Origin of the sequence: Pseudomonas sp. I2 (assembly GCF_040984075.1) — a bacterium.
Lineage (GTDB): Bacteria > Pseudomonadota > Gammaproteobacteria > Pseudomonadales > Pseudomonadaceae > Aquipseudomonas > Aquipseudomonas guariconensis_B.
This window is the reverse complement of record NZ_JBCGFQ010000009.1, coordinates 74,297-87,823: the sequence shown is the minus strand read 5'-3', so window position 1 is coordinate 87,823 and position 13,527 is coordinate 74,297. Positions and strand designations below refer to the sequence as shown.

Genomic DNA, 13,527 nt, shown 5'->3' with positions numbered 1-13,527 from the left:
GACGATCATGACCCTGCTCAAATTCAGCGATGTGTCCCTCGCGTTCGGCGCCATGCCGCTGCTGGACAAGGTGTCCTGGCAAATCGCCCGTGGCGAGCGGGTGTGCATCATCGGTCGCAACGGTACCGGCAAGTCGAGCATGCTGCGCCTGGTCAAGGGCGAGCAAAAGGCCGATGACGGCGAGATCTGGCGCGCGCCGGGGCTGAAGATCGGCGAGCTGCCGCAAGAGCTGCCGGTGGCCGACGAACGCAGCGTGTTCGACGTGGTCGCCGAGGGCCTGGACGGTGTCGGCGCACTGCTGGCCGAGTATCACCACCTGAGCCAGAACATCCAGGGCGACGCCGACCTGGACAAGCTGATGCGCGTCCAGCACGAGCTGGAGGCCCGCGATGGCTGGCGCCTGCAGCAGGTGGTGGAGAGCACCCTGAGCCGCCTTCAGCTGCCGGCCGACAAGACCCTGGCCGAGCTGTCCGGTGGCTGGCGCCGCCGCGTGCTGCTGGCCCAGGCGTTAGTGTCCGAGCCCGACCTGCTGTTGCTCGACGAACCGACCAACCACCTGGACATCGGTGCCATCGCCTGGCTCGAGGAGGCCTTGAGCGGCTTCAACGGCGCCGTGCTGTTCATCACCCACGACCGTTCCTTCCTGCAGAACCTGGCCACCCGCATCCTCGAACTGGACCGCGGCGGGCTGATCGACTGGAACGGTGACTACGCCAGCTTCCTGGTGCACAAGGAGGCCATGCTGGCCGCCGAGGAAACCGCCAATGCGCTGTTCGACAAGCGCCTGGCCCAGGAGGAGGTGTGGATCCGCCAGGGGATCAAGGCGCGCCGCACCCGCAACGAAGGCCGCGTGCGTGCTCTCAAGGCCCTGCGCGTCGAGCGCAGCCAACGCCGCGAGCGCCAGGGCAAGGCGAACATCCAGCTCGAAGTGGCGGACAAGTCCGGCAAGCAGGTGATGGTGCTGGAGAAGGTCAGCTTCGCCCACCCCGAAGGCCCCCTGCTGGTCAAGGACTTCTCCATGGTCCTGCAGCGCGAGGACCGCATCGGCCTGCTCGGCGCCAACGGTACCGGCAAGACCACCCTGCTCAAGCTGATGCTCGGTGACCTGGAGCCGACCTCGGGGACGATCGAGCGCGGCACCAAGCTGGAGGTCGCCTATTTCGACCAGATGCGCCATCAGCTGGACCTGGAGAAGACGGTGATCGACAACCTGGCCGAAGGGCGCGATTTCATCGAGATCGACGGCCAGAGCCGACATGTGCTGAGCTACCTGGGCGACTTCCTGTTCAGCCCCCAGCGTGCCCGCACGCCGGTCAAGGCGCTGTCGGGCGGCGAGCGGGCGCGGCTGCTGCTGGCCAAGCTGTTCAGCAAGCCGGCCAACCTGCTGGTACTGGACGAGCCGACCAACGATCTGGACGTGGAGACCCTCGAGCTGCTCGAGGAAGTGCTGTCCGGCTTCAAGGGCACCGTGCTGATGGTCAGCCACGACCGTGCCTTCCTCGACAACGTGGTCACCAGCACCCTGGTGTTCGAAGGCCAGGGCAAGGTGCGCGAGTATGTCGGTGGCTACGAGGACTGGATCCGCCAGGGTGGCTCGCCGAAGCTGCTGGGCGTGACCGAGAGCAAGGGCGGCAAGGCCGAACTGGGCAGTGCGGTGGTGGAAAAGCCGGTTGCCGAGGCCGCGCCCACGCCGGCCGTTGCCGCTGCGGCGGAGCCGGCGAAGAAGAAGCTCAGCTACAAACTGCAGCGCGAACTGGAGGCCCTGCCAGGGCAGATCGACGAGCTGGAGCAGCGCATGGCCACGGTGCAGGAAGAGGTCAACGCGCCAGGCTTCTACCAGCGGCCGATCGGCGAAACCTCGGCGGTGCTGGCGAAGCTGGAGCAGATGCAGGCCGAGCTGGACGCGCTGGTCGAGCGCTGGGCCGAACTGGAAGGCTGATGCGCACTGGCCCTTCGCGGGGGTACCCGCGAAGGGCCAGTCTGGCTGAGCGGTGTGCTATCAGCCTTCTTTTTTCTGGAGTCGCACCGCCAGTACGTCGCACGGCGCGCCATGCAGCACGTCGTTGGCTGTGGAGCCGAGCAGCAGGGCCAGGCCGTGGCGGCCATGGCTGCCGACCACGATCAGGTCGCAGTTCTGTTCCTTGGCCAGCTGATGGATCTCCTGGCGTGGCTGGCCGTAGGTCAGGTGCGAGTCGCCACGGTTGATGGTCGGGTATTTGTTGAACAGGCGGTCCATGCGCTCCTTGGCCTGGTCGAACTGTTGCTGCTGCAGTTGCGACAGGTCCATCGGCACGTCGCCACCGAAGGCCATGGCCATGGGTTCGACGATATGCACCAGGGATACCTTGGCACCGGTGGGTTCGGCGAGCTTCATGGCGCGTTTGATCACCGGGTCGCATTCTTCGGTCAGGTCGACGGCGACCAGAAGATGTTCGTAGGACATGAGCGGTACTCCTGACAATCGCGATAGTAGAAGTATGGTCGCTTTCGGGCCGGTCGCCGTGAAACATGGCTAACCGGCTCATTTGCAACGCTTTATGGGATCTACAGATATGACGGTATGGCTGGTGGTGTCAATCCTTGCGCTGATTCTCAGCCCTCTGGCCTGGTTGCGTCCATCGCGCAAGCAGAGCGAGCAGATGAACCTGCGCCTGGAAGGGCGGCGCATGGGGCTGGCCATGCAATTGGCGCCCCAGCAGTGGCCGCACTGGCTGGAGAAAGAGCCGCCCAGCCCGTGCCCACAGTACCACCGGGCGCGGCGCAAGGGGCACGACGACCGCTGGAGCTATTGGCAGGTCACCCCGGGCGTATGGTGGAACCAGTGGCGCGAACCCTGCGAGGAGCCGCGCCTGGCCGAGGCCTTTGCCCGTTTGCCGGCGAGCGTCTACAAGGTCGAGGCCGACAACCGCATGCTGGCCCTGTACTGGAGCGAGCGTGGCGACAAATCTGTATTGCAGGATATTGCCCAGGTCCTCGAGGACCTGGCCTGAAGCCAAAAAAAAAGACCGCGGGGCAATCCCGCGGTCCCAGGCAGACCCACCAGGGCGACCCTGGCGTGCCCTCAAGGCCAGGCAGGCCGGTTGAACATCGCCTCGCCAGTGTAGTCACTCATTTCCCGCCTGCTGACATTTTCTGCTGCGCAGGGGCTATCGCTGACATGAATGTCCGGCGATCACTGTCATCATGTTTCCTGCCCATGGGGTGCAAAATGACCGGAAAGTCGCGTTTTCAGGCTGCTTGCGAGCATTTGACAACGTCGATCTTTTCGGAGAATGTGTGCGTACCCAAATCAAACGGGCGTATGAATTGAGCGTTTGTATGTCAGACCGCTCGTACAGAATCCCGACTAGCGCGCTGACGGGTGTGCCTGGGAAAGGGGCGGGATAGCCGGCCCTTGCACCAGCGATCGGCGTGTACAGTTCAGCTTCCATATCGTGGAGATCAGTTGATGATTTACGAAGGTAAAGCCATCACGGTTAAGGCTCTTGAAAGCGGCATCGTCGAACTGAAGTTCGACCTCAAGGGTGAGTCCGTCAACAAGTTCAACCGCCTGACCCTGGACGAACTGCGCCAGGCCGTGGACGCCATCAAGGCCGACGCCGCCATCGAGGGCGTGATCGTCAGCAGCGGCAAGGACGTGTTCATCGTCGGCGCCGACATCACCGAATTCGTCGACAACTTCAAGCTGCCCGAGACCGAGCTGGTCGCCGGCAACCTGGAAGCCAACCGTATCTTCAGCGACTTCGAGGACCTCGAAGTGCCGACCGTCGTCGCGATCAATGGTATCGCCCTGGGCGGCGGCCTGGAGATGTGCCTGGCCGCCGACTATCGGGTCATGTCCAGCACCGCCAAGATCGGCCTGCCGGAAGTCAAGCTGGGGATCTACCCGGGCTTCGGCGGTACCGTGCGCCTGCCGCGCCTGATCGGTTCGGACAACGCCATCGAATGGATCGCCGCCGGCAAGGAAAACCGTGCCGAAGACGCCCTGAAGGTCGGCGCCGTGGATGCCGTGGTCGCCCCCGAGCTGCTGCCGGCGGCGGCCCTCGACCTGGTCAAGCGTGCCATCAGCGGCGAGCTGGACTACAAGGCCAAGCGCCAGCCGAAGCTGGAAAAGCTCAAGCTCAACGCCATCGAGCAGATGATGGCCTTCGAGACTGCCAAGGGCTTCGTCGCCGGCCAGGCCGGCCCGAACTATCCCGCACCGGTCGAGGCCATCAAGACCATCCAGAAAGCCGCCAACTTCGGCCGTGACAAGGCCCTGGAAGTCGAAGCCGCCGGTTTCGCCAAGCTGGCCAAGACCTCGGTCGCCGAAAGCCTGATCGGCCTGTTCCTCAACGATCAGGAGCTCAAGCGCAAGGCCAAGGCCCATGACCAGATCGCCCACGACGTCAAGCAGGCCGCCGTGCTCGGCGCCGGCATCATGGGGGGCGGCATCGCCTACCAGTCGGCGGTCAAGGGCACGCCGATCCTGATGAAGGACATCCGCGAGGAAGCCATCCAACTGGGCCTGAACGAAGCGTCCAAGCTGCTCGGCAAGCGCGTCGAGAAGGGCCGCCTGACCCCGGCGAAGATGGCCGAGGCGCTCAACGCCATCCGCCCGACCCTGTCCTACGGCGACTTCGCCAATGTCGACATCGTCGTCGAGGCCGTGGTCGAGAACCCGAAGGTCAAGCAGGCCGTGCTGGCTGAGGTGGAAGCCCAGGTCAAGGAGGACGCGATCCTCGCCTCCAATACCTCGACCATCTCCATCAGCCTGCTGGCCAAGGCCCTCAAGCGCCCGGAGAACTTCGTCGGCATGCACTTCTTCAACCCGGTGCACATGATGCCGCTGGTGGAAGTCATCCGTGGCGAGAAGTCCAGTGAAGTGGCCGTTGCCACCACCGTGGCCTATGCCAAGAAGATGGGCAAGAACCCGATCGTGGTCAACGACTGCCCGGGCTTCTTGGTCAACCGCGTGCTGTTCCCGTACTTTGGCGGCTTCGCCAAGCTGGTCAGCGCCGGCGTCGATTTCGTGCGCATCGACAAGGTCATGGAGAAGTTCGGCTGGCCGATGGGCCCGGCCTACCTGATGGACGTGGTCGGTATCGACACCGGCCACCACGGCCGCGACGTGATGGCCGAGGGCTTCCCGGACCGCATGAAGGACGATCGCCGCTCCGCCGTCGACGCCCTCTACGAGGCCAACCGCCTGGGCCAGAAGAACGGCAAGGGCTTCTACGCCTACGAGACCGACAAGCGCGGCAAACCGAAGAAAGTCGCCGACCCGTCGGTGCTGGACGTGCTCAAGCCGATCGTCTTCGAACAGCGTGAAGTGAGCGACGAGGACATCATCAACTGGATGATGATCCCGCTGTGCCTGGAGACCGTTCGCTGCCTGGAAGACGGCATCGTCGAGACTGCCGCCGAGGCTGACATGGGCCTGGTCTATGGCATCGGCTTCCCTCCCTTCCGTGGGGGCGCGCTGCGCTACATCGATTCGATCGGGGTCGCCGAGTTCGTCGCCCTGGCCGACCAGTACGCCGATCTGGGGCCGCTGTACCACCCGACTGCGAAGCTGCGCGAGATGGCCAAGAACGGCCAGCGCTTCTTCAACTGAGCGCCCAACGAGTTAGAGCGAGAATATTGATATGAGCCTGAATCCAAGAGACGTGGTGATTGTCGACTTCGGCCGCACGCCGATGGGCCGTTCCAAGGGTGGCATGCACCGCAACACCCGTGCCGAAGACATGTCCGCGCACCTGATCAGCAAACTGCTGGAACGCAACGACAAGGTCGACCCGAAGGAAGTCGAGGACGTGATCTGGGGCTGCGTCAACCAGACCCTGGAGCAGGGCTGGAACATCGCCCGCATGGCCTCGCTGATGACCCCGATCCCGCATACCTCCGCTGCGCAGACCGTCAGCCGCCTGTGCGGTTCGTCGATGAGTGCGCTGCACACCGCCGCCCAGGCGATCATGACCGGCAATGGCGATGTGTTCGTGGTCGGCGGTGTCGAGCACATGGGCCACGTCAGCATGATGCATGGCGTCGACCCCAACCCGCACCTGTCGCTGCACGCCGCCAAGGCCTCGGGCATGATGGGCCTGACTGCGGAAATGCTCGGCAAGATGCATGGCATCAGTCGTGAGCAGCAGGATCTGTTCGGCCTGCGTTCGCACCAGCTCGCCCACAAGGCGACGGTCGAAGGCAAGTTCAAGGACGAGATCATCCCGATGCAGGGCTATGACGAGAACGGCTTCCTCAAGGTCTTCGACTACGACGAGACCATCCGCCCGGAAACCACCCTCGAAGGCCTGGCTTCGCTCAAGCCTGCGTTTAACCCGAAAGGTGGTACCGTTACCGCCGGTACCTCGTCGCAGATCACCGACGGCGCATCGTGCATGATCGTCATGTCTGGCCAGCGTGCCATGGACCTGGGGATCCAGCCGCTGGCGGTGATCCGTTCCATGGCCGTGGCCGGTGTCGACCCGGCGATCATGGGCTACGGCCCGGTGCCGTCGACGCAGAAAGCGCTCAAGCGTGCCGGCCTGACCATGGCCGATATCGACTTCATCGAGCTCAACGAAGCCTTCGCTGCACAGGCCCTGCCAGTGCTCAAGGATCTGAAAGTGCTCGACAAGATGGATGAGAAGGTTAACCTGCACGGCGGCGCCATCGCGCTGGGGCATCCGTTCGGTTGCTCTGGGGCACGGATTTCCGGCACCCTGCTCAACGTCATGAAGCAAAATGGCGGGACCTTGGGTGTCGCCACCATGTGCGTCGGCCTGGGCCAAGGCATCACGACTGTCTTCGAACGCGTCTGAGTGCGTCGCTGACAGCAGCCGGGGCCTAGTGCCCCGGTTTTTGTTTTTTACAGGATTTGTTCAAGAGGGTGGGCGACATGCAGATACAGCCAGGCGTGTACCGGCATTACAAGGGGCCTGAGTACCGTGTCTTCGGCGTCGCACGGCACTCCGAAAGCGAGGAGTGGGTGGTCTTCTACCAGGCGCTGTATGGTGAATACGGGCTCTGGGTACGACCGCTGTCGATGTTCCTGGAGTCCGTCGAGGTTGACGGCGAGCAGGTGCCACGCTTTGCTTTGGTCAAGGCCGAGGATGGGCTGTTCGGGCGTCCTGCGGCAGCCGACGAGTAGCTGCCCGCGCTTGACCTCACCCTGTTGCCACTATATATAGCGGTGCCGCGTCCGGCACCTGACGCGTTTTTCATCTTCAGATTCAGGAATACTCCGATCCATGGGCAAATCGCTGGTCATTGTGGAATCCCCGGCCAAGGCCAAGACCATCAACAAGTACCTGGGCAGCCAGTACGTGGTGAAGTCGAGTATCGGCCATATCCGAGACCTTCCCACCAGCGGTTCGGCTAGCGCCAGCAAGGAACCGGCGGCCAAGCGTGGCAAGGCCGCGGGCGAGGCTCCGGCCCTGTCGCCGAAGGAAAAGGCCCGTCGCCAGCTGGTGGCGCGCATGGGCGTCGACCCGGAGGCGGGCTGGAAGGCCAAGTACGAGATCCTGCCGGGCAAGGAAAAGGTCATCGACGAATTGCGTCGCCTGGCCAAGGATGCCGACACCATCTATCTCGCAACCGACTTGGACCGCGAAGGGGAGGCCATCGCCTGGCACCTGCGTGAAGCCATCGGTGGCGATGACAGCCGCTACAAGCGCGTGGTGTTCAACGAAATCACCAAGAAGGCCATCCAGGAGGCCTTCTCCCAGCCGGGCGAACTGGACATCGACCGGGTCAATGCCCAGCAGGCGCGCCGCTTCCTCGACCGCGTGGTCGGCTACATGGTTTCGCCGCTGCTGTGGGCCAAGATCGCCCGTGGCTTGTCTGCCGGCCGCGTACAGTCGGTGGCGGTGAAGCTGGTGGTCGAGCGCGAACGTGAGATCCGCGCGTTCGTCCCGGAAGAATACTGGGAAGTCCATGCCGACCTGGGCACCGCCAAGAACGCCAAGGTGCGTTTCGAAGTGGCCCGGGAGAACGGCGAGGCCTTCAAGCCGCTGAACGAAGCCCAGGCCATGGCGGCCCTGGAGAAGCTCAAGGCTTCCAGCTACAGCGTGGCCAAGCGCGAGGACCGGCCGACCAGCAGCAAGCCGTCGGCGCCATTCATCACCTCGACCCTGCAGCAGGCTGCGAGCAACCGCCTGGGCTTTGGCGTGAAGAAGACCATGATGATGGCCCAGCGCTTGTACGAGGCAGGCTACATCACCTATATGCGTACCGACTCGACCAACCTGTCGACCGATGCCCTGGACATGGCGCGTGGCTACATCGAGCGTGAGTTCGGCAAGCAGTACCTGCCGGAAAAGCCGGTGGTGTATGGCAGCAAGGAGGGCGCCCAGGAAGCGCACGAGGCGATCCGCCCCTCCGACGTCAACACTCACCCGAGCAAGCTCAGCGGCATGGAGCGTGACGCTGAGCGCCTGTACGAGCTGATCTGGCGCCAGTTCCTGGCCTGCCAGATGCCGCCGGCGCAGTACCTTTCCACCAGCGTCACGGTGAATGCCGGTGACTTCGAGCTGCGTGCCAAGGGCCGTATCCTCAAGTTCGACGGTTACACCCGTGTGCTGCCGCAACAGAGCAAGCCGGGTGAGGATGACGTCCTGCCGGAAATGGCCCAGGGCGAATCGCTCAAGCTGATCCAGCTCGATCCCAGCCAGCATTTCACCAAACCCCCGGCGCGCTACACCGAAGCCAGCCTGGTCAAGGAAATGGAAAAGCGCGGCATCGGGCGCCCGTCGACCTATGCGGCGATCATTTCCACCATCCAGGACCGCGGCTACGTGACCCTGCACAACCGCCGCTTCTACTCCGAGAAGATGGGCGACATCGTCACCGAGCGCCTGTCGGAGAGCTTCTCCAACCTGATGGACTACGGCTTCACCGCCGGCATGGAGGAGAACCTCGACGACGTGGCCCAGGGCGAGCGTGACTGGAAGAACGTGCTCGACGAGTTCTACGGTGATTTCAGCAAGAAGCTGCTGACCGCCGAGTCCGCCGAGAATGGCATGCGGGCCAACCAGCCGACCCTGACCAACATCGCCTGCAAGGAATGCGGCCGGCCGATGATGATCCGTACCGCTTCCACGGGTGTGTTCCTGGGCTGCTCGGGCTACAGCCTGCCGCCGAAGGAGCGTTGCAAGGCCACGGTCAACCTGGTGCCGGGCGACGAGATCGCGGCGGACGACGAGGGCGAATCCGAGTCCCGCGTATTGCGTGGCAAGCACCGTTGCCCGATCTGCGCGACGGCGATGGACGCCTACCTGCTGGACGAAAAGCACAAGCTGCACATCTGCGGCAACAACCCGGACTGCCCGGGCTACGAGATCGAAGAGGGCAGCTACCGCATCAAGGGCTATGAAGGGCCGAGCCTGGAATGCGACAAGTGCGGTAGCGAGATGCAGCTCAAGACCGGCCGCTTCGGCAAGTTCTTCGGCTGCACCAACCCGGCGTGCAAGAACACCCGCAAGCTGCTCAAGAGCGGCGAGGCGGCGCCACCGAAGATGGACAAGGTGGACATGCCTGAACTCAGGTGCGAGAAGGTCGACGACACCTACGTGCTGCGCGATGGCGCCTCGGGGCTGTTCCTGGCTGCCAGCCAGTTCCCGAAGAACCGCGAGACCCGTGCGCCGCTGGTGCTGGAGATCATCCCGCACAAGCACCAGATCGATCCGAAGTACCATTTCCTCTGCGATGCACCGCAGAAGGACCCGGACGGCCGCCCGGCGGTGATCCGCTACAGCCGTAAGACCAAGGAGCAGTACGTGCAGTCCGAGGTGGACGGCAAGCCGACTGGCTGGAAGGCGTTCTACGACGGCAGTGCGTGGAAGGTCGAAGACAAGCGCTGATCGGTCGGCATTTGGGGGCGCTTCGCGCCCCTAAAGGCAGCCGCATGTCATGACTGACCGGCTTCGAAGCGGATGTGCTTGCGGCCGGGCCTGCCGATCCCCGACACTGCAGTATCGCCTTGCAGCCTTTAAGGGAGGGCACTGAAGATGGCCCAGGAACTCTACACCCGCACCAACCAGAAACTGTTCTTCGCCGGGCTCGCCCTGGAGTCCATGGCCAAGGCTGCCGACAGCCAGGCGATGAACGCCCAGGGGCTGATCCAGGCCGAGCGCGAGTCGGCGCTGTTCCATCTGTACGGGGCCTTGCTGGGGCTGTGCCACGAGATCGCGGGCTTCTATCGCTTGCCCCAGGCAACGGCGCCGCGTGTGGAACTGCTGCTCAGCGACGACGCGCTGGAACGTATCGCCATCCCCGAGGTGGCCGAGTTGCTGGAGCTGGCCCGTCAGCCGGAAACCTGGCTCGCGCAATTGCTGCGGGCTTATGCCGATTTGTTCCGACCGCCGGTCGCGAGAAAAGCCCCGAAAACAGACGTTACCCAGCCATTGATTCAGGCTGTCAACCTGGATGAGCCCGAGCAACCCGCACTGTCGCGGGACGAGCTGGAAAGCTGGCGGCAGAACCTCAAGCATCTGGTGCGTCGTTTCCGTGACGCGTTGAGTGAGTGCTGACAACGCCCGTGGCTGGTACAATACTGGCCTTTCGTGAAAAGCAGGCCCTATATGTCAACGTCCTTCCTAGAAATTGTCGAGTTGCCTGATGGCCGGATCGAGCTGCGCCGCGCCGAGGATGAAGGCTCCCTGGTAACCCTGGATTTCTCTGAGGACGCCAAGGTATTCCTGCAAGGACAGCATGTGGAAGTGGCCAAGGCCATGCTCAGCGTGGGCGTGCAGATGGCAGGTCGCCTGATTGAAGGCGACCTCGAACGTGACGAGGGGCCGCGCGTGCTGCATTGAGCGTCGCGCTTCCCAGATTCAGAGCAGCTACAGGCAAAGCCTGAACATCAGCCGAGGCGGATGTTCAGGCTTTGCGCGTTTCCGGTATTGGCTGCGCGGATCAGTTGCTGGCGTGTGCTGGCATTGACACTGCCGAGCCAGCTGACCACGGTGTGGCTGCGGCCCAGGCGCAGGGCCTCGCAGGCCAGTTGCAGGGTATTCTGGTTGCCGCGCGGTTGCAGTAGCAGGATGCGCTCGCGGTTGAGGCCGGCATCGCGCAGCCAGGCCTGGGTCAGGCTGGCGGGCGGGGCGATGAGCGTCAGCCAGCGGGTGTCGTCCTCCTCGCTCAGCTCGCGCAGGATGGGAGCCAGTAGGCTCTGGCAGTGACCCGCCGCGCCGCGCAGGGACAGCTCGCTGAACCGCTCGGGCTGGTTGCCCTTGAGGGGTTGCGACGGGGTGTGGGCCTTCAGCCCGGGCAGTACCGGTTGGGCGAGGAAGGCCTCGAACAGGGGCAGCTGGGCTTGCTGGGGTGCATGGATGAACTGCTGCATGACGCCTCCTGGATCAGCGGCGAATGACGCCGACGCTCAAGCCCTCGATCACCAGTTCCTGTTCTTTCAGGTCGACTTCGATAGGGGCGAATTCGGGATTCTCGGCGAGCAGCCAGACCTTGCTGCCTTCGCGCTTGAAGCGCTTGACGGTCACTTCGTCGCCGAGGCGGGCGACGACGACCTGGCCGTTGCGGGCCTCGCGGCAGGTGTGCACCGCCAGCAGGTCGCCGTCGAAGATGCCGATGTCCTTCATGCTCATGCCGTGCACGCGCAACAGGTAGTCGGCACGGGGATGGAAGAACGCCGGGTTGATGTTGCAGGATTCCTCGATGTGCTGCTCGGCGAGGATCGGCGCACCGGCGGCGACCCGGCCGATGATCGGCAGGCCGCTTTCCTCGGCCTTGGCTTCCAGGCCCGGGATACGGATGCCGCGGGAAGCGCCCGGGGTCATCTCGATCGCACCCTTGCGGGCGAGGGCCTTGAGGTGCTCCTCGGCGGCGTTGGGGGATTTGAAGCCCAGCTCCTGAGCGATCTCCGCGCGGGTCGGCGGGAAGCCGTTGTCTTCCAGGCAGCGTTTGATGAAGGCCAGGATCTCGGCTTGGCGTGGCGTCAGTTTCAGCATGGCGGGCGCTCTGTCTTTTTATACAGTGACTGGGATTATATACAGTAGAGGGCGAGCTGCAAGCCATCAGATGCAAGAAAAGCGCGATAAAGGCGCCCTGGGCCCTTCGCCGAGTCCCCGCAGGTGCGCATCTACAGGGCTGGCACCTCTTGCCGCTTGCAGCTTGACGCTTGTAGCTTTTAAATGGCGACCGCCTAGTCACGGAGCCTTGACAGGAACAGGCCTGAAACGTATGTTTCAAACAACTGTTTGTCAGGCGGAGTAGTCATGGCCCAATCGGAAACCGTTGAACGCATTCTCGATGCTGCCGAGCAGCTGTTCGCGGAAAGGGGGTTCGCGGAGACCTCGTTGCGGCTGATCACCAGCAAGGCCGGGGTCAACCTGGCTGCGGTGAACTACCATTTCGGCTCCAAGAAAGCCCTGATCCAGGCAGTTTTCTCGCGTTTCCTCGGCCCTTTCTGCGCCAGCCTCGAGCGTGAGCTGGAGCGGCGCCAGGCACGCCCCGAGCACAAGCCGAGCCTCGAGGAGCTGCTCGAGATGCTGGTGGAGCAGGCCCTGGCCGTGCAACCGCGCAGCAATAACGACCTGTCGATCTTCATGCGCTTGCTGGGCCTGGCCTTCAGCCAGAGCCAGGGGCACCTGCGTCGCTACCTGGAGGACATGTACGGCAAGGTGTTCCGCCGCTACATGCTGTTGGTCAACGAGGCCGCGCCGCGCATTCCGCCACTGGAACTGTTCTGGCGCGTGCACTTCATGCTCGGTGCCGCGGCGTTCAGTATGTCGGGCATCAAGGCCCTGCGCGCCATCGCCGAGAACGATTTCGGCATCAACACCTCGATCGAGCAGGTCATGCGCCTGATGGTGCCGTTCCTGGCCGCCGGCATGCGCGCCGACAGCGGCGTCACCGACGAAGCCATGGTCGTGGCGCAGTTGCGCCCGCGCAGCAAGTCCGGCACCGCCAGCGCCCCTGCCAAGGCCTGAGCACTGGGCGGGGCAGGGCGCTTCGGCTAAGCTAGGCGGCCTGCGTGGTAACCGTACAGGCCGCTAGCGCCCATGCCCGATCTCGATTTCCTGCACATTTCCCTGGCCGATCAATGCCTCTACGGTTTCGCCCGTGGGCAACTGTGCGTGCGCCTGCCGGTCTCGACCGCCCGCAACGGTGCCGGTGAGTTGAACGGTTCGGGGTGCACGCCCAGGGGGCTTCACCAGGTGCGGGCGCGGATCGGCGCAGGCCTGCCGCTCGGCGCGGTTCTGCGTGCCCGTCGCTGGACCGGCGAAGTCTGGTCGCCGGCGCTGCATGCGCAGTTCCCCGGGCGCGACTGGATCCTGAGCCGTATCCTCTGGCTCAGCGGCTGCGAGCCGGGCGTCAATCGCCTTGGCCGGGTCGACACCTTCCGTCGCTACATTTACCTGCATGGCACGCCCGACAGCGAACCTCTGGGCGTGCCGTTGTCCCATGGCTGCGTGCGCCTGCGCAACAGCGACCTGCTGGACTTGTTCGAACGCGTGCCGCTGCACTGCCCGGTACGGATCGACGAGGCCGCCTGCCCCCAGTGGGCTTCCCTGGATCTCCAATGAA

13 protein-coding genes are annotated in these 13,527 nt (G+C 64.0%); 10 read left to right on the top strand and 3 right to left on the bottom strand.

The features are described 5' to 3' along the window. Positions 1 to 7: 7 nt before the first annotated feature. Positions 8 to 1,939 (top strand): ATP-binding cassette domain-containing protein, encoded by a 1,932-nt coding sequence (locus WCE05_RS06795; RefSeq protein WP_225786928.1) that lies wholly within the window; start codon positions 8 to 10, stop codon positions 1,937 to 1,939. A 60-nt stretch (positions 1,940 to 1,999) separates the two neighbouring features. On the opposite strand, the gene WCE05_RS06790 is transcribed toward WCE05_RS06795, so the two are convergent. Continuing rightward, positions 2,000 to 2,443 carry a universal stress protein gene (locus WCE05_RS06790; protein WP_225786927.1) on the bottom strand — a complete coding sequence of 148 codons (444 nt, stop codon included), beginning with the start codon at positions 2,441 to 2,443 and terminating at the stop codon, positions 2,000 to 2,002. A gap of 109 nt (positions 2,444 to 2,552) precedes the next feature. Here WCE05_RS06790 and WCE05_RS06785 point away from each other — a divergent pair, with 109 nt between their 5' ends. The 7 genes from WCE05_RS06785 to WCE05_RS06755 all read left to right on the top strand — a co-directional run bounded on the left by WCE05_RS06785 (position 2,553) and on the right by WCE05_RS06755 (position 10,796). After that, entirely contained in the window at positions 2,553 to 2,990 is a 438-nt protein-coding gene (locus tag WCE05_RS06785; RefSeq protein ID WP_225786926.1) for a hypothetical protein, read from the top strand. Positions 2,991 to 3,448: 458 nt separating this feature from the next. Continuing rightward, on the top strand, positions 3,449 to 5,596 hold the full coding sequence (gene fadB / locus WCE05_RS06780; protein WP_253090892.1) for a fatty acid oxidation complex subunit alpha FadB: 2,148 nt from the start codon (positions 3,449 to 3,451) through the stop codon (positions 5,594 to 5,596). A gap of 31 nt (positions 5,597 to 5,627) precedes the next feature. Further along, positions 5,628 to 6,803, top strand: coding sequence for an acetyl-CoA C-acyltransferase FadA (gene fadA / locus WCE05_RS06775; protein ID WP_225786924.1), 1,176 nt, complete (start codon positions 5,628 to 5,630; stop codon positions 6,801 to 6,803). 77 nt (positions 6,804 to 6,880) lie between these two features. Continuing rightward, positions 6,881 to 7,132, top strand: a complete 252-nt coding sequence (locus tag WCE05_RS06770) for a DUF1653 domain-containing protein (protein WP_225786923.1) — start codon at positions 6,881 to 6,883, stop codon at positions 7,130 to 7,132. Positions 7,133 to 7,232: 100 nt separating this feature from the next. Beyond that, on the top strand, positions 7,233 to 9,842 hold the full coding sequence (topA, locus tag WCE05_RS06765) for a type I DNA topoisomerase (protein ID WP_225786922.1): 2,610 nt from the start codon (positions 7,233 to 7,235) through the stop codon (positions 9,840 to 9,842). Between the two features lie 147 nt (positions 9,843 to 9,989). Beyond that, positions 9,990 to 10,511 (top strand): DUF6586 family protein, encoded by a 522-nt coding sequence (locus WCE05_RS06760; RefSeq protein WP_225786921.1) that lies wholly within the window; start codon positions 9,990 to 9,992, stop codon positions 10,509 to 10,511. A gap of 51 nt (positions 10,512 to 10,562) precedes the next feature. Then, on the top strand, positions 10,563 to 10,796 hold the full coding sequence (locus tag WCE05_RS06755) for a hypothetical protein (RefSeq protein ID WP_225786920.1): 234 nt from the start codon (positions 10,563 to 10,565) through the stop codon (positions 10,794 to 10,796). 47 nt (positions 10,797 to 10,843) lie between these two features. On the opposite strand, the gene sulA is transcribed toward WCE05_RS06755, so the two are convergent. Together sulA and lexA are read right to left on the bottom strand one after the other, a co-directional pair. Beyond that, on the bottom strand, positions 10,844 to 11,326 hold the full coding sequence (gene sulA, locus WCE05_RS06750; RefSeq protein ID WP_225786919.1) for an SOS-induced cell division inhibitor SulA: 483 nt from the start codon (positions 11,324 to 11,326) through the stop codon (positions 10,844 to 10,846). 13 nt (positions 11,327 to 11,339) lie between these two features. Then, the gene (gene lexA / locus WCE05_RS06745) at positions 11,340 to 11,948 is read right to left on the bottom strand and encodes a transcriptional repressor LexA (protein WP_253080497.1); all 609 of its coding nucleotides are present in this window, start codon (positions 11,946 to 11,948) and stop codon (positions 11,340 to 11,342) included. Positions 11,949 to 12,215: 267 nt separating this feature from the next. On the opposite strand from lexA, the gene WCE05_RS06740 reads away from it, so the two are divergent. Both WCE05_RS06740 and WCE05_RS06735 read left to right on the top strand, forming a co-directional pair. Beyond that, positions 12,216 to 12,929 carry a TetR/AcrR family transcriptional regulator gene (locus WCE05_RS06740; protein WP_225786917.1) on the top strand — a complete coding sequence of 238 codons (714 nt, stop codon included), beginning with the start codon at positions 12,216 to 12,218 and terminating at the stop codon, positions 12,927 to 12,929. A gap of 72 nt (positions 12,930 to 13,001) precedes the next feature. Continuing rightward, the gene (locus WCE05_RS06735) at positions 13,002 to 13,526 is read left to right on the top strand and encodes a L,D-transpeptidase (RefSeq protein WP_225786916.1); all 525 of its coding nucleotides are present in this window, start codon (positions 13,002 to 13,004) and stop codon (positions 13,524 to 13,526) included. Position 13,527 lies beyond the last annotated feature (1 nt).